General features: G+C 44.9%; 19 protein-coding genes. 3 read left to right on the top strand and 16 right to left on the bottom strand.

Features of this window, described 5'->3' with window-relative positions; translation table 11 throughout:
- Positions 1–32: 32 nt before the first annotated feature.
- The 14 genes from H5300_RS15920 to H5300_RS15985 all read right to left on the bottom strand — a co-directional run bounded on the left by H5300_RS15920 (position 33) and on the right by H5300_RS15985 (position 11,502).
- Positions 33–296 carry a hypothetical protein gene (locus H5300_RS15920; RefSeq protein ID WP_004732701.1) on the bottom strand — a complete coding sequence of 88 codons (264 nt, stop codon included), beginning with the start codon at positions 294–296 and terminating at the stop codon, positions 33–35.
- A gap of 330 nt (positions 297–626) precedes the next feature.
- Positions 627–1,169 (bottom strand): DUF3833 domain-containing protein, encoded by a 543-nt coding sequence (locus H5300_RS15925; RefSeq protein WP_017082957.1) that lies wholly within the window; start codon positions 1,167–1,169, stop codon positions 627–629.
- A complete protein-coding gene (locus H5300_RS15930; RefSeq protein WP_182796388.1) occupies positions 1,166–1,753 on the bottom strand; it encodes a chalcone isomerase family protein in 588 nt (195 codons plus the stop codon). The genes H5300_RS15925 and H5300_RS15930 overlap by 4 nt, the downstream gene beginning before the upstream one ends.
- 3 nt (positions 1,754–1,756) lie before the next feature.
- Positions 1,757–2,278, bottom strand: a complete 522-nt coding sequence (locus H5300_RS15935) for a DUF2878 domain-containing protein (RefSeq protein WP_017098843.1) — start codon at positions 2,276–2,278, stop codon at positions 1,757–1,759.
- Positions 2,256–3,536 (bottom strand): cyclopropane-fatty-acyl-phospholipid synthase family protein, encoded by a 1,281-nt coding sequence (locus H5300_RS15940; protein ID WP_017082960.1) that lies wholly within the window; start codon positions 3,534–3,536, stop codon positions 2,256–2,258. Before H5300_RS15940 ends, H5300_RS15935 begins: the two co-directional genes overlap by 23 nt.
- A 117-nt stretch (positions 3,537–3,653) precedes the next feature.
- Positions 3,654–4,460: a DUF1365 domain-containing protein gene (locus H5300_RS15945; protein ID WP_102540417.1), complete on the bottom strand. Its 807-nt coding sequence runs from the start codon at positions 4,458–4,460 to the stop codon at positions 3,654–3,656.
- Positions 4,457–5,728, bottom strand: a complete 1,272-nt coding sequence (locus tag H5300_RS15950; RefSeq protein ID WP_182796389.1) for an NAD(P)/FAD-dependent oxidoreductase — start codon at positions 5,726–5,728, stop codon at positions 4,457–4,459. Before H5300_RS15950 ends, H5300_RS15945 begins: the two co-directional genes overlap by 4 nt.
- A gap of 2 nt (positions 5,729–5,730) precedes the next feature.
- On the bottom strand, positions 5,731–6,462 hold the full coding sequence (locus H5300_RS15955; RefSeq protein WP_076645063.1) for an SDR family NAD(P)-dependent oxidoreductase: 732 nt from the start codon (positions 6,460–6,462) through the stop codon (positions 5,731–5,733).
- Complete coding sequence (locus H5300_RS15960) at positions 6,462–6,893, bottom strand: nuclear transport factor 2 family protein (RefSeq protein ID WP_182796390.1); 432 nt, start codon at positions 6,891–6,893, stop codon at positions 6,462–6,464. The genes H5300_RS15955 and H5300_RS15960 overlap by 1 nt, the downstream gene beginning before the upstream one ends.
- Before the next feature lie 14 nt (positions 6,894–6,907).
- Positions 6,908–8,353, bottom strand: coding sequence for a deoxyribodipyrimidine photo-lyase (phrB, locus tag H5300_RS15965; RefSeq protein WP_182796391.1), 1,446 nt, complete (start codon positions 8,351–8,353; stop codon positions 6,908–6,910).
- On the bottom strand, positions 8,350–9,297 hold the full coding sequence (locus H5300_RS15970; RefSeq protein WP_004732716.1) for a DUF523 and DUF1722 domain-containing protein: 948 nt from the start codon (positions 9,295–9,297) through the stop codon (positions 8,350–8,352). Before H5300_RS15970 ends, phrB begins: the two co-directional genes overlap by 4 nt.
- 144 nt (positions 9,298–9,441) lie before the next feature.
- Positions 9,442–10,131, bottom strand: coding sequence for a ChrR family anti-sigma-E factor (locus H5300_RS15975; RefSeq protein WP_054541972.1), 690 nt, complete (start codon positions 10,129–10,131; stop codon positions 9,442–9,444).
- A complete protein-coding gene (locus H5300_RS15980; protein WP_182796392.1) occupies positions 10,124–10,771 on the bottom strand; it encodes a sigma-70 family RNA polymerase sigma factor in 648 nt (215 codons plus the stop codon). Before H5300_RS15980 ends, H5300_RS15975 begins: the two co-directional genes overlap by 8 nt.
- A 110-nt stretch (positions 10,772–10,881) precedes the next feature.
- Positions 10,882–11,502, bottom strand: a complete 621-nt coding sequence (locus tag H5300_RS15985; protein WP_182796393.1) for an LON peptidase substrate-binding domain-containing protein — start codon at positions 11,500–11,502, stop codon at positions 10,882–10,884.
- A gap of 277 nt (positions 11,503–11,779) precedes the next feature.
- Between H5300_RS15985 and H5300_RS15990 the strand changes: the two genes are divergently transcribed.
- Entirely contained in the window at positions 11,780–12,166 is a 387-nt protein-coding gene (locus tag H5300_RS15990) for a tautomerase family protein (protein ID WP_004732720.1), read from the top strand.
- A 168-nt stretch (positions 12,167–12,334) separates the two neighbouring features.
- On the opposite strand, the gene H5300_RS15995 is transcribed toward H5300_RS15990, so the two are convergent.
- Positions 12,335–13,132 (bottom strand): DUF4344 domain-containing metallopeptidase, encoded by a 798-nt coding sequence (locus tag H5300_RS15995; protein WP_017090017.1) that lies wholly within the window; start codon positions 13,130–13,132, stop codon positions 12,335–12,337.
- A gap of 419 nt (positions 13,133–13,551) precedes the next feature.
- Here H5300_RS15995 and H5300_RS16000 point away from each other — a divergent pair, with 419 nt between their 5' ends.
- Together H5300_RS16000 and gltS are read left to right on the top strand one after the other, a co-directional pair.
- Positions 13,552–13,908, top strand: a complete 357-nt coding sequence (locus tag H5300_RS16000) for a YibL family ribosome-associated protein (protein ID WP_004732722.1) — start codon at positions 13,552–13,554, stop codon at positions 13,906–13,908.
- Between the two features lie 316 nt (positions 13,909–14,224).
- Positions 14,225–15,451, top strand: a complete 1,227-nt coding sequence (gene gltS, locus H5300_RS16005; protein WP_004732723.1) for a sodium/glutamate symporter — start codon at positions 14,225–14,227, stop codon at positions 15,449–15,451.
- A gap of 99 nt (positions 15,452–15,550) precedes the next feature.
- Here gltS and norW read toward each other — a convergent pair whose 3' ends face one another.
- Positions 15,551–16,720 carry an NADH:flavorubredoxin reductase NorW gene (norW, locus tag H5300_RS16010; RefSeq protein WP_182796394.1) on the bottom strand — a complete coding sequence of 390 codons (1,170 nt, stop codon included), beginning with the start codon at positions 16,718–16,720 and terminating at the stop codon, positions 15,551–15,553.

A 16,720-nucleotide genomic window follows, 5' to 3' on the forward strand; every position in this document is an offset into this window, starting at 1 on the left:
GCCGGCATAGAGCCAGCGCTTTTGAAATCAGATTACTCTTCGTCGAACTGTTTGGTCGTGAATGAGTCTTCGATTCTGTTGAGTTCTTCTTGATCTTTCACTCGCTGTTCTTCTTGGCGAATGACTTTTGCTTCATTGAAGCGTTTCTTTTCCGACTTAGTCAGAAATTTTACAGCTTTCTTGTTGGTCAGTGCGTAAGCAACTACGTCTTCGCCTTTTTCTCTGCGGTCGTTTACACGTTGTGAGAAACGTTCATTGTCGCGAGCTTTACGCTCCGCTGAGGTCAACTTGCTCATGCTTTAAAGCCTTTTCAATTATTCATGGTAGGGAATCTACGCTTAGCGAAACAACGGGGAAGTGCTCTGAATTGGTGGAACTGTGTATCACATCCGCTCAACTGAGTTTAGCCCATTTGTATGCTGGTGGCGCATCTTAGCACAAAGGCTTGAGCATGCAGGTATGCTATTCGAGGGATTAAACAGAACAACCCACAATTTTCTGTTGTGGGTTGAGATTGCATTGCGGGCTGAAATTGTTTGCGGGCTGAGATTATATGGTGGGCTGAAAGTGTCTTTTGGGGTAACGGTTACCGTTGATGAAAGTGGGAACAGGAAAGAGCGGTTAGATTAAATCTTCTCGATATATAAGATCACTTCGCCTACTTTAAAACCAAATTTAGACATCTCAGTTTTGTTGAACAAGCGTTTGTCGTCCATCAAGAACATCCAGTCGTCTAGCACCACTTCATAGGTGCTGCCGTCTACTTCGATTTCTAAGTCATATTTCCAATACAGAGCAGAACCTAGAGTCTCGCCATAAGCGGTACCGACTACATCATTAGCTGTGCCCGAATAGGTGTTTTCGCCGGTTTTTATTAGGTTCCAAACACGTGTTGAGCGCTCGCCATCAGCAAAAGAGAACCACTCTTTGATTTCTCCTTTGTCACCGTCCCAAGTCGCGACAAGCTTAGCGTCAAAACGGCGTAATAGGTTACCAGAGCGGTCGAGTACCATCCCGTAAGCCATTAGCTCGCCATTGAAAAAGGTTTCAAGCTTGAGCTCTGGCGTAGTATCTACGTGGTTTTCTAAACTTGCAGAGCCACAACCCGCTAGCCAAGTGAGTGAAAACAGTGCCAAAGCAAATTTTATTATTGTTGTTTTTGGATTCATTTGTTCAAACCTAATAGTTGTTTGCGTAGACCGGGCTCAGATGTGTTTTCAGATAACCAAATCGCGAGAAAGGCTTCACCAAATTGCTTGTCTTGGATGGTGCCGATGGGTTGCTCATCGAAATAGAAGCGACTTACGTTGTCTTCAGCAACTCGGATAGTCAGCGTGCTGCCTTCCTCAACGTTGGGCCACATTGCGTACAAAGGCTTCAACCAACGTTGGATATTGTTGTTGGAGTAACCAAGTTTGCTCCACTGGTCTTTGGTTGCGTCTACAAGGTCTTTGCTGTCAATTGCTCGGTAGTACTCAAGTTTCAAGGCGCGCTCAGAGTTAGAAGGAGTGGTGTAGAACTCTGCAGAATACAAAGTCCAAAACAAGTAACTCATTTCTCCCTGACCGCGCTTATTTAAATCATCGACAGCAGAAGCTTTGGCATTCCCGACAAATAGGAGTGCTGCGCAAATGAGGATTAGGGTGGCTAAGCTAAATAATCGATTTCTTGATTGCACGCTTGCTTGAGTGCGAACGCGACTAACATCGCTCTCAGATTTGAACGCTTGCGTAGAGTTGCGTGGAAAAGCCATAAGTCACCTCGTTGTTGCCATTTTGGGTTGTATTAAGTTGGAGTAAGCGGCCACCAGTAAGGGCAACAAAATCCCCCAACTTATTGCAAGGGCAGCTAACACCGATGCGTCTGGCCAAGTAGTCAGAAGGGCGCCTGCTTTGATGCCTCCCCAATAACTACTAGTACCTGCTACGAACCCTATGACAAACAAGATCACTTTCGAGCATTTTAAAAGCCAATTTAGGCTGTGGTTAAAACTGATTAAAAACATGATCCACAGGCAAACGAGCCACACTGGGAACCACGATTGATTAGCAATTTCAGAGTCGACGGCAAACACGCCGAAGTGAAGTAAGAGGCTATCAAGCAACAGCCCCAATGGTAATAAAATGAGTATTTTCAGATCGCTACTGCGAGTAGGGGAGAGAAGGAAGTGAACGGCCACAATCAGTGGCGCCACGAACGGGGCTTGCGCGGTAAAGAACGCGCTGCAAACCCAGGTCGCTTGAAACAGAACGAGATTAATAATCCAAAACCGTTTCATCTTTTGCTCCAAAGTAACGAGGTTTTCTAGCAACTAAGTGATGAGTACTGATCACGCGCTCTTTGAATGCACCTTCACAGTAGCAGAAATAAAAGATCCACAAGCGCTTAAACTCTTCTGAATAGCCGAGAGACTCTAACTCTTCCCAACTGTTTTCAAAGGCAACATTCCAATCGTTAAGCGTTCGCGCGTAGTGCAGGCCAATGTCATCGATTTCTTGGACAACAAGGTCTGTACTGGTCGCAAGGTGTTGGGTCATCACTGAAACCGAAGGGAGACAGCCGCCAGGGAATATGTACTTCTGAATAAAGTCGACGCCTTTGCGATATTTGTCGTAACGACTGTCGGCGATGGTGATTGCTTGAATCAGCATTTTGCCTGATGGTTTCAACAGTGAAGAACATTTCTCAAAGAAGGTCTGTAGATATTCATGTCCGACCGCCTCAATCATCTCGATAGAGACCAACTTGTCATACTCACCAGTGAGGTTGCGATAATCCTCTTTAAGCAAGGTGATTTTGTCGGTTAAGCCAAGCGCTTTGACTCTCTGTTCTGCAAGCGCGTGTTGGGCATCTGAGATTGTGGTAGTGGTGACATGGCATCCGTAGTGTTGCGCCATGAATATCGCTAAGCCACCCCAGCCTGTGCCTATCTCGACCACGCTGTCTTTCTCTGACAACTCTAATCGCTCACAGATGGTTTTCATTTTGTTTTGCTGAGCTTTGGATAGGGTTTCTGCTTCTTCGCTGTAGATAGCGGAAGAGTATTGCATCGAGCTGTCTAAGAAGCGTTCATACAACTCATTGCCAATGTCGTAGTGCGCAAGAATATTACGTTTAGAGCCTTGCTCGGTATTGGCATTCTTACGACGCAACAATAGGTTTTTGATGCGAGAAATCCATTGCGTTTTATCGTCAAGCTCGTCGAGTTGAGATTGATTTCGAGCCATGATTTGAATCACTTTGGTGAGATCTGGGCTTGTCCATTTTCCATCAATGTAGGCCTCAGATGCGCCAATACTGCCGTCAATCACGACATCTCTAAAAAAGGTTGCATCGTGAATCACGATTCGACCTTTCAAGTCGGCTTCTCGATCGCCGAACACCGAATGCTGGTCGCGCTCAATGATCTCAAGCGTCGCGAATTGCAGGCTTTCTAGAACCTTAAAGATTAAAGCTCGATATTTACAGTTGCTTGAAACAGCAACGGCTTTAGCTTGTTGTTCAATGTTGTTGTTTTGTTTGGCAAGCTGTTCCATGTAAACCTCGCTGATAACTCATTCTAATATTTTGTGCCAACTAAGCTGGGTTATGCCCTTGGTTGGAGCGAACCCAAGCTAAGGTCGAGTTCTATCATTTAGTTGCTGTGAAGACACTTAAGATGTTGAGTCTGGGTGCCCCACAAACGGTACTTTCTTCAGGAATAATTTGAGAGCCTGATAATAAATGCCCATCACGACTTTTATCGTCATCGCCGGAATCTTGAATACCGTTCGTCTAATGTTTGTCTTGGTTACTGACTGTTTCGTCAAGGCCAGTGTCGCATCGAAAAGCTTGTCGTCTCGGCGGCTTTCGATATGAACTAACGTGCGTTTCGCTGGTGGCTTAATCTTCCAAAAATAAGTCATATTCAAATCCATGAACGGCGAAACGTGAAACTCTTTCTTAACCTTTAATTCTTGGTGCATGTCGATCAGGTAGTAGTGTCTTTCTCGCCAAGGCGTGTTACTCACTTCAGCCAACATGTACTTACAATCCCCTGTTTCGTCGTAACAGAAGAAACAGTTGATTGGGCTGAAGTAGATGCCTAAACAGCGGCACTGAGCCAGCATCGTCACACGGTTTGAATCAGACCAAACCCCACCAAGTTGTTGCACTTTGGAAGCTATACGTTGTTTAAGTGATTTTGGTTCATCCGTGGTGGCATTTTCTTTTTTTTCAGCGAGATAATCCGATTCGACAAAGCGAATCGGGTTGTACCATCGAGTTCCGAACAGCGCACTACGCGCTGTGGTTTGGGGCAGCTCATCAAGATCTAACCCCATCATATACAGCTGATAGCTAAACTCATGAGTGATGTCGCCAAAGCGGCGGTGTCTGACGTTGCCCCAATAGATACCGCTGAGCTCTTCACTCTTTTCGGATGCGATCTCCATTTCGGATGTCAGGGTTTGACTGTTCATAGCGCTGAACTCGTACTCAAATCTAAACCGAAGCGTTTGGTCACATCGAGTGCACTGTGGACACCGTCTTCATGGAAGCCGTTGTACCAGTATGCGCCGGCGAAGTGCGTCTGGTTTTTGCCACAGATCTGTTCGCGCTTGTGCTGAGCCTCTACTGTGTTCGAGTTAAGTACCGGGTGATGATAGACAAAGCTGCGAATGATTTTTTCTGGGTCGATGGCTTCGCTCTGATTCAAGGTGACACAGAAGGTGTCCTGGCTTTCGATGCCTTGTAGAATGTTCATGTTGTATGTCACACAGGCAGGCCGCTGACTGTCGCCATCCAACATGTAGTTCCAACTTGCCCATGCAAGCTTTCTGTCTGGTAACAATCGGGTATCGGTGTGCAGAACCACTTCATTGCGGCTATATGGGATCTCGCCCAGTACCTGTTGCTCTTGTTCTGTTGCATCACCAAGCAGACGTAAGGCTTGGTCTGAGTGACAAGCAAAGATTACTTCGTCGAAACCTTGTGTGCTGCCATCTTCAAATTCAATCGTGATGCCCGTTTCTTGGCGAGTCACTTGTTTAATCGATGTATTCAGTGCAACGGGTTTGTTTAAGCGTGAAAGGATGATTTCAACATAAGAACGCGATCCTTTTGGAATCACATACCACTGAGGACGGTTCGCGATATCGAGCAATCCGTGGTTGTAGAAAAACTGGATGAAGAACTTGAGCTCAAATTCTTCCATCTCTTCCAAGCTTGTCGACCAAATCGCCGCGCCCATCGGTAGGATATAGTGCTGACTGAAAAAGTCGGAAAACTGGTTTTCACGTAGGAAATTGCCAAGGGTTACGTCTGGTGTGAACTCATTACTTTCAAACTGAGCCTTACACAGTTTATTGAACTTGAGAATGTCAGAGACTAAAGACCAAAATTGAGGTTTGAAAATATTACTTCGTTGAGCAAACAGAGAGTTGATGCTGTGGCCGTTGTACTCAAACTTAGTGGTGGTGTTGTGGACGCTGAAGCTCATCTCAGTCGGTTGCCTTTCGACACCGAGTTGTTCTAGAAGCTGATTGAAATTCGGGTAGGTTCGATCGTTGAATACGATGAAACCTGTATCTATCGAAAACGCCGAGCCTTGATGTTCAATATCAACGGTCGCGGTGTGCCCCCCAACGTAATCGTTCTTTTCGAATACGGTCACGTCGTGGTGCTTATCTAATATGTGTGCGCAAGTGAGTCCAGAGATACCTGACCCAATAATGGCGATTTTCTTCATTGTTATACCATCCTTGAAGCGAGTTTTTGCCAAACTGGAGTTGGAAGCATTCTTAGTAGCTTCATCAACATGATGAATCGTCTTGGGAAATCGATTTCACTCTTTCCTTGAGCAATACCATTTACGATTCGCTGAGTTGCGGCCTCACTACTAATAATCATAGGCATAGAGAAGGTATTTCGCTCGGTTAATGGCGTTTCAACAAAGCCTGGGTGCACAATTGAGACATGAATGTTGTGCGTTGCCAGATCAACCGACAGTGTTCTGCCTAAGTAGGTGAGGGCTGCCTTTGAAGCGCCATAAGCCTCGGCTCTTGGCAAAGGTAAAAAGCTGGCGCTGGAGCTTACTAAAACCAAACGGCCGCCGGGCTTGATGTTTTTTAGCCAGGCTTTAAGGGCGTAGCCAATTGAAATTAGATTGATGTTGATGACGCGCTCGAAAAGCTCAGCATCAAAATTCACTGGGTCGTTGATGTATTCACAATCACCCGCATTTAAAATCAGCAGATCGAGCGGCTTGTCTTGGTCGAGCTCTGGGAAGTTGTGGTAATCGGTCAGATCGAAACAGAGCGGCGTAATGGATGAATGCGCGATGTCTGTCTCATGAGAATCAACCAAGGCTTGCAGTTTGTCTGGGTTACGGCCACAAGCAATCACCTGATGCCCTTGTTGAGCGTAATCGATAGCGAGTGATTGGCCGATACCTGAGGTCGCGCCTGTGATCATAATACGCATTATTGGCTCGCTCTCTTTTTGATGGATTTGATGGCGCAGCCCAGAACTGGAATGTGTTCGTACAACATAGAGCCGACATCAAGATAGTCTCTGTGATAAACCACTTGGCCGTCGAGCATCTTGAGGTGGCTGTGTCCTTGTACTTCGATTGGCTTTTGCCCATTTAATTGCTTGTGAGCAAACTGCATTGTCCAATACACCGAAGCTTCGTCGTTCACTTCGAAAGTGTGTTCGATATGGAAGTAACAGCTCGTTACCTGGGTGTAGAGGTTCTCGAAGTAGTGCGTAAGCGCCGAAATGCCGCTGACATGATGCAGCGGGTCTTGGAATTCAATATCAGGGTGATAAACCGTCTTAAGCATGTCGAAATTGTCGGTTCCGAGTTCTCGATACATGTTGAGAAAGTTATCAAGCCATAGAGAGTTATCCATAATATTCACTCTAATTATTTGAAGAAGGCTAAGGCTCTCAATCGTGCTTCTTTGTGCTCAACGATGGGTTGCCAGTATTCGCTGTCTATTCCGTTTTTAGCGATAAAGTCATGTGGGAAATGAACATGTTTATCTGGGATGTTTTGCAGCTCTGGTATGTACTTACGAATAAAAATTCCTTTTGGATCAAACTTTTCACTCTGAGTGATTGGATTGAAAATTCGAAAGTAGGGTTGAGAATCACAGCCAGTACTTGAGGCCCACTGCCAGCCACCATTATTCGCGCTGAAATCACCATCGATAAGGTGCGACATAAAGAAACGCTCACCCCAACGCCAATCGATCAGCAGGTGCTTGGTTAGGAAGCTTGCCACCACCATTCTTAGCCTATTGTGCATCCAGCCTGTCTCAACCAATTGACGCATCGCTGCATCAACTAATGGGTAGCCTGTTTTTCCTTCGCACCACGCCTTGAAGCTAGGGTTGTCGTGATACCAATCTAAGCCGTTGTATTTCTGCTGAAAGTTCGCACCTTTAACCAGTTTAGGATGATGGAACATCAAATGCTTATAAAAATCTCGCCAAATCAATTCATTAAGCCAAGAAAAGGCTGGCAGTTGTGTGTCAAACAACAAATCGGGTTGTTGCTGAATCAACTGAATCGCTAACCAACGTGGGCTTACAGCGCCAATCGCCAAATAGGGGGATAGTCCAGACGTGCCTTTTATCGAGGGAATGTCTCTAAGGCGAGAATAGTCATTAACTTTATTGCTTAAGAAATTGGGAATCACGCTCTCAAGCACGTCTTGGCTTAGTGGCCAACGGCTTGAATCAACACGCGGAAAGTCAAAATCGTAGTCAGCGGAGATTCTTAAGGCTTTTGAGTCGTCAGAAAGTTGTGATTGTGGACGCTGAGTTTGTTGAAGCGGTGTTTGTTGAAGCTTAGCGGGCGCGACAGGTGCTGGGCTGCAAATGATACCTTTCACCTGAACTTCTTTTAACCATGCGTTTTTGAAAGGTGTGAACACCTTGAACATCTCACCTTGTTTATTCAGCACGCTACCTAATGGCAGAATCGTATCGCAGTCGGTTATTTTCAGCTTTATACCACTAGCGATTAAGCGTTTGTCACGTAACTGCTCGTCTACTTCAGGCTCAGAATTGGCGTAAATACACGTCGCATCAAGCTGTTTGTAAAGATGAGTGAGTTGTACTGCTTGGTCGTCAAAATCGCGGGCTTTGAGGTGCAAAAGATCGATCCCAAATTCAGCGAGTTGGGATTCAAGTTGCTGCAGGTGACGATAGATTAAATCGGCTTTGATTGGCGCAAGGTGGTGTTGCTGCCATTGCTGTGGCGTTGAAATGAAAACGGCGGTCGTCACACCGTTTTCAACTGCCGCGACGAGCGCTGGGTTATCGTGAATCCTCAGGTCTCGTTTTATCCATAGAATGTCGCTCAATATCCGTATCTCAGCTTAAGTTCTTGTGGGTGCGGGTTTAGGTAAACTTGTGATTCAAGGTACTCGTTTGGGTATTCCATCAAGTAGTGGTTAATCAGTGTTAGTGGAACTAACAGAGGAACTAGCCCTTCTCTGAATGATGAAATCTGATTGGTAAGCTCTTGCTTGTGCGCGCTACTCAATTGTTTCTTAAAGTAACCTTGCAAATGATGCAGAGTATTGGCGTGGCTACCACGGTTCGCGTGGTGAGATAATGCCGTCATCAAGCCTTCAATATATTGTTTTGCCAACTCATCGATTTCAAGCTCGTTGCTTGCTAATAATTTCCCAAGTTTCTTATAGCCTTCAATGTGGTGACACATTACCAGGTACTTGTGAGCGCTGTGGAATTGAATCAGCTTGTGTTTAGTTACGCCTTCGTCAACAAGGTTGAGCCACTTTTGATAAGTGAAGACACGTGTCATGAAGTTTTCGCGTAAAATAGGGTCATTGAGGCGACCATTTTCTTCAACAGGAAGTAATGGGTTGCCTTCCATCACTTGTTTGGTGAACAAGCCAACGCCTGTCGATTCAGAGCCACGCCCATGGTGGTGGTAAATTTTTACTCGCTCCATGCCACAGGTTGGGCTTTTCTGACACACAATAAAGCCAGCGATGTGTTGGTTGTTCATTGAATAATTTTGACCGAACTCGATCAGTTCATCGGTGACATCGCCAGAACCATCTGGGCGAGAAACATGGATGATGTCGTCTAACATTCTTGTCTGACGGATGGTTGGTCGAGGCGTTGGAAGCCCAATGCCCATCTCTGGGCAAACAGGTTCCAACTCTACGTAATCTGCCAGATCGTCGGTGCAGAAGCGCGAACGTTTATGACCAGTATCGAACCGAACTTTATGACCGGCGACACATGCACTAATGCCTATTTTTATTTTTTTATCCATTGGTCAATTCCTTACGCTCATTGCTCGTTGTTATTCTTATATTGTGTGTTTTGTTGCTTATTAAACATTACTTTAGTTCGGTTTTTACTTTGCTTACTAGCCAACTCTATGAATCTTGTGAGGTACCCGGTAAATCTTTTCAATCTAATAAATGTATTTACCCAGTGGGTTGAATAACTGGCTCACACCTTTTGTGAAGTAAAGCGCATCACTTGAAACAGTTAAACACACACAACCTTCTTTGGTGGCTGGTTGGTGGGTGTGGTCACCATCTAACCAGATGAAGTCGCCTTTGTTGTAGACGCCCATTTCGTCTTCGAAACTGCCTTCTAAAAGAAGCGTAATCTCAAAGCCTTTGTGGGTGTGGCAAGGCACTTGTCCATCTTTGTCGATGTGCAGCAAGCTGGTGTGATGAGCTTCGTCATCAAAATCGAGTCGCGCTCGCGAAATTTTGCCTAAGTTCATCCAGTCTTTTCTCGCCACTGAGTTCAACGCGCGAGGAATAGTGAACGTGGTGTCTGCAACCGTAACTTGCTGAACTTCGGGTGTCACTTCGATAGCTTGAGATGAATCAGCAGTGATCTGGTCGATAGCGTCAAAATCAAATTCTTCGTCATCGGATAGGAGCGCATCCATTTCGCTGTCAGAAAGTTGAAGCCCTGATGTATCACTTTCAAAGACTGAGTCAGCAGCTTGCGCCGTCAGCATGCTTACTTGTTGTTGGCAGTGTTCACACAGTTCTACATGGCTAGAGACAATCAAAGAAACTGAGTCTGCAAGTGTGCCATCGACAAAATCTTTCAAAATTGCGGCATTTGGGTGGTGTTTAATCATGATCTTGTTCCCCCATGTGAACCTTAAGTTTGGCTAAAGCGAGTCTTAGACGTGATTTCACGGTTCCAAGTGGGACGCCAAGTTGTTGAGCGAGTTGCTCTTGTGACAACTCCTGAAAGTAAACGCCTTTAACAATCGTTTTCTGAGCCAAAGGCAACTTCTCTATTTGAGTCATTACATGGCGGCTCATCAAATGATCACCAAACGGTAATTCATCACTTTGAGATTCCGCGACCATTGCATCTATTGGCCAAATGTCGTCAGCGATGGTTTGCTCTGCTTTAGCTTTTACCTTTCTTAGCATGTCGAAAGCAGCGTTTCGCATCACGGTGTAGACCCAAGTAGTCCCAGCGCCTTTCTCTTCGTTGTAGAGATGCGCTTTCTTCCAAACGTTAGTCATTGTGTCTTGAACTAGCTCGTTTGCAGCAGCCTCGCTGCCCAATTTGCTGATTCCAAAACGCTTGATCTTAGGTGCGAAGAACTTGAACAAACAGGTGAAGGCTTGTTTGTCTCGGTCTGAACCAACCAAAATCAACCAGCTTGAGAGCTCTGTAGGTACCTTATTTTCATTAGGTAGTTTGTTGTCGGGGGTAATGACATGCTCCTTGCCGTTCCCTGAACTTCTGCTTTCGACTTGCATAGTACTTAACCATCATGCGAATTTGAGTGGCACTACGTGAAAGGAGAAGGTCGGGATCACTTTAATTTAAATTAATTTCCACTATACAAAATTATAGTGAAGAAAAGTGCTTATTGCCCCGTAATGATTTGATTCAAAAAAGGAACTAAAGAAGGAAAGCTAGCGGGTTCGGTAAATTCTGTTTTCTTTTCCAATGGGATAGGCATCATTTCGAGTAATCGCGCACAGATCCATCGTGGACTTTCGAAGTCTGGAGTGGGGTAGAGCGTTCTGATTGAATCGTGGTCTCGAAACAGCTGTATCAAGAATGCAGTAAATACGTTCGGTACTTTGCATTCTAGATCTGGCCAATGAGGTAATAACCTGAATTGGCTTTTTATCAGGTCATCGTCGTCTCGAAATGATCCCTGAAGCTGAACCAGTTGTTGACCTTCGACATCGATTTCCAAAATTTGGTCGTCAGACATGTTGAAATCAACGATGGACACTTTGGTTCCCCAAGAACTGAGATGTTCAGAGTTGGTGCTGTCTTGGGTGGCAATAATGAACCCATCTCCTTGGGCCGCATGTACAACCATAGCAAGATATTTTGGTTCAAAGATGCGTAGCCTCTGACGACCTCCGGGCAGAAGGAATATCGGAAGGGGAAATATGGCGAGCTCGAGAGAAGACTCTACGAGTGCCTCTGGTTCGGCGTCTGTCCGTGTGGTCTGGCTCGATGAATTCGGCACATAGCACTCCTTAGTTCAAATGTAATTTGAGAAGATATACGCGGAGTCGGTGGTGTTCGATCAATTGATTGTGGTTGTTGTTATTGGGTGATGAGCTACAGACATGAGCCAAAGCAGATGATTTTTTGTTGCACATGCTCATAAATTCATTGTTTTTACCTTCTTTCATACGCGTCATTAGGTAATATATGTACGAATAGCAAGCGGATGGGTAGTCGCCAGACGATGCTTCTATCTAACCTTCTTCTTTACCTGACATCGCATCAAAGGAATGGTCATGATTGTTATATATGGTATCAAAGAGTGCTTGAATCCAATTAAGTTGCAGCTCTCTAATGTGTTGCAACAGTGCTTAAACAGTGAAATGGGTTTACCCGATGACAAGCGAGCGCATCGATTTGTACCATTGGAGCGGGATGATTTCTTTTATCCAGAAGGAAGAACAGAAGCCTATACCGTTATAGAGATCAATATGATGGAAGGTCGAGCGGTCAACACCAAGAAGCGCTTAATTAAGAAGATATTTTCTGAGATAGAGAAGCAGTTAGCTATCTCTCCTATTGATATCGAAATAACCATCAAGGAACAACCTGCACACTGTTGGGGGTTTCGAGGAATGACCGGTGATGAAGCCCAAGACCTGAAGTATAAAGTGAAGGTCTAAGGTCTAAGGTCTCAGGACTAAGTTCTAAGGTCTCAGGACTAAGTTCTAAGGTCTCAGGACTAAGATATATTCCACTTCAAACATTGGATTTAAATATTACTGAGAGCGGCTTTAGAAAAACACTAAGCCGCTTGTTATTGAAGAAGACCAATAGAGAAGGTTAAACCATTAGCTCTCGTCGTTCTCTTTTAGGTAACGGTGCCAGTTGGCATTGATGACATCAAAGTGCTCCACACAGAACTCTTTCCTATCTTTCAAATAGTCGTTCTCCACTTCATCGAGCAAGTTCTTGTAGGCATCAGGATCGCTGCCATACACCAAGCATAACGTGGAGAAGTAACGCTGTAGATCAAAGCTGTGCTCATCAATGTATTCACCCAAGTCGTAATACTCAGGGCGGTCTTCTGACTCGAAAGCGAACATGTCAGCTGCGCTGATTGCGGCATCACCTCCATGTTCTACATAGTTAAGTAAAAGCACTGTCGCGAGGTTATCAACGGCATCTTCCTCTTTGCCCAGTATGGCAATATTCTGGTCTTCGATATAAGCGTGCCCAGCTTCGTGCAGTAGAGTATGAAGCAAGGTATCGATAGCACCAGTTTGCGCGGTCTTTCCATACTCTTTTTCGTATTGATTCTTTTCAAAGTAATTAAGCGACTCAGAGTAGAAGCTATAGGGGATAAGCATTTGATGCGTTTGTGGATCGTAGAGTGGACCTTCTTCCCCGCCGTATTGAATGGTTAATGGCTTTTCAAACATGAAGAGTTGGTTTGACAGGTCAATCACAGTGTCATTGACGCCACTGTTTTGAATTTCACGTTTGAGCTGCTCTTCTTCAGTATTTTGTGGTGAAGAGAACTCAACGATCAGGTTATTTTGGGTTGTTTGTTCACTAGATGCATAAGTTGCGGCAAACGCTGAGCTAAGGACTAGGCTGTAGGTCAGTGTTCGTTTCAATAATGTCATCGGCTATCCTTGTGATTATGCTGCGATTCAGGCTCGGTGTTAAGGTGATCCCCCTAAGTCATGTAACTCAAGTTACGCGATCCAAGTTATGTACCTTACGCTGTTTAAGCTGTTTAAGCCGTTTAAGCCGTTTAAGCCGTTTAAGTGATTTGAGTTAATTAAGTTATTTACTGTGGTTAGATTACAAGTTTAGACTGAATTTTGAAGAATCGAGGACAGCAATTTTTGAAGTCGACACTGGCTGATTAATGAGTGACCCGCTTTGAGGTTTGGGTACAAAGAATTGGCGAGCTGAATGACCAGCGTTGATGTGATTCGTTTCTGTTGGTAATTGATAGATAAATTTCGGTTCAAGTGAACCCTTGTGCTATACTCCGCGCCCCAATCCGAATTGGCTTGTTAAATCTTAGGAAATTATTATGAGTGTTAAAAACGAACTTCAACAAATTAACAACCGTCTAGACAAGTGTCGCAACAAGTTAGCGGCTGCTAAAACTCGTAATGATCGTCCTGTTGTTCGTCAATTTGAAGACGAGATTAAGAAGCTAACCAAGAAAATTGCTCAGTTGAAACACAAAGAAAGCTTCGATGTAAATCAAGAGCGTAAGTCTTTGGTTGATATGCCATTTAGCCGTGAGATTACAAAAGCTGAGCAAGCGGATATGGGTAAACTTAAGAAGTCTGTAAAAGGGCTCGTAATTGTTCACCCAATGACGAAGATCGGTAAAGAGCTTCGCATTGAGGTTATGACTGGTTACGCACCGAAAAAATTCTAATTACCAGTGATGGTGATGAAAGAGGAGCTAGTAATAGCTCCTTTTTGCTTTTTTAGGTATTAAAAAAGCAGAGTCAGCGGCAAGGATACTCACGCCGTTATCAACTTTTTGGAGGTGATTGTTGTCACAAATCCTTTTATCTCCTATAAAAGTTAACGTGTCACTAACATGACACCAAGTGAACGCAGTAATGTGTTCGCTTTTCGAATCTACAATTTCTCTCCAGTTTGTATAAATATAGGTAGAGCAGCACAGATAATTACAGATAAAACTAGACTCATTAAGGAAGATGAGAACGTAAAAAAATAGAGGTTATATGAATCAATTAATTTCAATTGGACCACTAGAATCCTTCCTAATCGCGATTAGTGTTTTGTTTCTAGGTCATTTCGTCAATGCAAAGCTTCCGGTTCTCAAAAAGTACAATATTCCAGAGCCCATTGTCGGCGGCTTGATTGTCGCTTTTGCTATTACAGCCCTGCACTTTAACGGCCTTGATCTTGAGTTTTCCTTGCCCCTGCAGAACACGTTTATGTTGATGTTCTTTGCAACGGTCGGCCTTGCGGCGAACTACACGCAGCTGATAAAGGGTGGTGCTAAGGTATTCCTATTTTTAGGGGTTGCCTCGGTTTACATCATTATCCAAAACGGTGTAGGTGTAACACTTGCGACGGCACTAGGCCTTGAACCCTTGATGGGTTTGATTGCTGGATCTATCACGCTTTCGGGGGGGCACGGCACGGGCGCAGCTTGGTCTCAAACTTTTTCAGACACGTTTGGCATTGCCAATACTCTAGAAATCGCGATGGCTTCAGCGACGTTTGGTTTGATTATCGGTGGTATTATCGGTAGCCCAGTAGCACAAAAGCTGATTGATAAAAACCAGCTTGAATCTGAGTACGGCACTGGCACACAAACCCACGAACGTTTTCCTGAGCTTGTTACTTACAACGAGTATGAAGAAGACAAAGTAACAGCGAAGAAGGTGATTGAAGTATTGTTCATTCTTCTTATCTGTATCTCGGGGGCGAAATACCTAGAAGAGTGGGTGGCGACTTTTGAAATTTCTTGGTTGATGATTCCTGACTTCGTTTACGCGTTGTTTATCGGTGTGTTCATCACTAACGTTTTTGAAGTGACTAAACTGCATAAGACTGACAGCGAAACGGTCGATATTCTTGGTACGGTGTCATTGTCGCTGTTCCTAGCGATGGCGCTAATGAGCCTTAAGCTTTGGAACATCTTTGACCTTGCGATTCCGTTCTTGGTTATCCTTGCGGTTCAGGCAGTGGTGTTGGGTATATTCTCTTACTTTGTGACGTTCAAAGTAATGGGTTCTAACTACGACGCAGCGGTTATGGCGGGTGGTCACTGTGGTTTCGGCCTAGGTGCAACACCAACAGCGGTAATGAATATGGGTTCTTTGGTGAACCGATTCGGCCCGTCGCCACAAGCCTTCATGGTTGTGCCAATCGTTGGTGCCTTCTTTATCGATATCGTTAACCTGATCATCCTTCAAGGTTACATCTCGTTTATCGGTTAATGTTCGCCTGTGCTTAAATGCGATGAGCTCATCGCACTAAGATGAACACAAGAAAGCCAGTCTGTTGACTGGCTTTTTTTGTATTAGCGCCTCTAGAACTTATGCGGGTGAGCTTGCTTGTAGCTCTTTAAGAAGAGGGAACGCGGCTTTGGTGTGTTCTCCAGTGACGATGAATCCAACCAACTGGTTATCTTCATTGAAGCCTTTGGCGACAATGCCTTTAGGATCGAATCGAGTTTCCCAGCTCTGAGCAGTGTGAATATCGCGCCCTGCGAGCTGAATCGGGTAACTCGGTGTTTTCACCTTGGTGATCATATGAGGCAAGCTGAGCTTTGCTTCGCCCACTTTGATCTCTCCTTTATCCTTAGTCAGCTGCTTGGCCAACACGTTTGCAGACAAAATAGCGGGCTGCAAATAGGCCATCACACGACCTTCAATTTCAGCGCAATCACCAATCGCATACACATTGTTAGCACTGGTTTTCAGGGTGTCATCGACCACAATGCCTCTGTTTACCTTTAATCCCGCTTGGGTAGCTAAAGCCGTGTTTGGCCTTAGCCCTGCTGCGGCAATCACGATATCTGTTCGTATTAGCCGAGAAGAGGTGGTTTGTAGCCTAACTCCATCAGACAGGTAAGTCGCTCGACAAATCGCAGAGTCGGTTTCAACGGTAACCCCCGCTTTTGTCAGTTCCCTTTCCAATTCAAGCGAAACGAAAGGTGGCACAAGGCTATTCAACAGATAACTTGCAGGTTCGATAATCGTGACATCTTTGCCCGCAGTTTGAAGGTCGAATGCGAGCTCGACCCCAATCAAGCCTCCACCCATTACGGTGATGCGTTGAGCGTCATCGATCTGAGCTTTGTGTTTCTCGAACTCTTCCAAACTATTTAACGTAATGGTCGCGCTGTGTTTAAGCCCTTCCGCTGGTGGTATAAAAGGCGTCGCGCCCGTTGCTAATACCAACTTCGAATAATGGATAGTTTGTCCATCAACACGAACACACTGCTGCTTGGTATCGATTTCGCTGACTAAAGCCTTGGTTTTGACGACTACGTTGTACTGCTCAGCTAATTGCTGAGCGTTATTAACGGCTAAGGCTTGTGGTGTTTGAGCTTGGCTGAATACGTGTGAAAGATTCGGCTTACTATACTCAACTCCCGCATCTGCCGTGATCATGGTTATCGCGATATCTTGGTCAATTTTACGTACCATCTTTATGGTTTGTAGGGCGGCGAAACCACCACCCACAATCACAATGTTCGACAT

This window comes from Vibrio sp. SG41-7 (assembly GCF_014164465.1).
GTDB classification, from domain to species: domain Bacteria; phylum Pseudomonadota; class Gammaproteobacteria; order Enterobacterales; family Vibrionaceae; genus Vibrio; species Vibrio splendidus.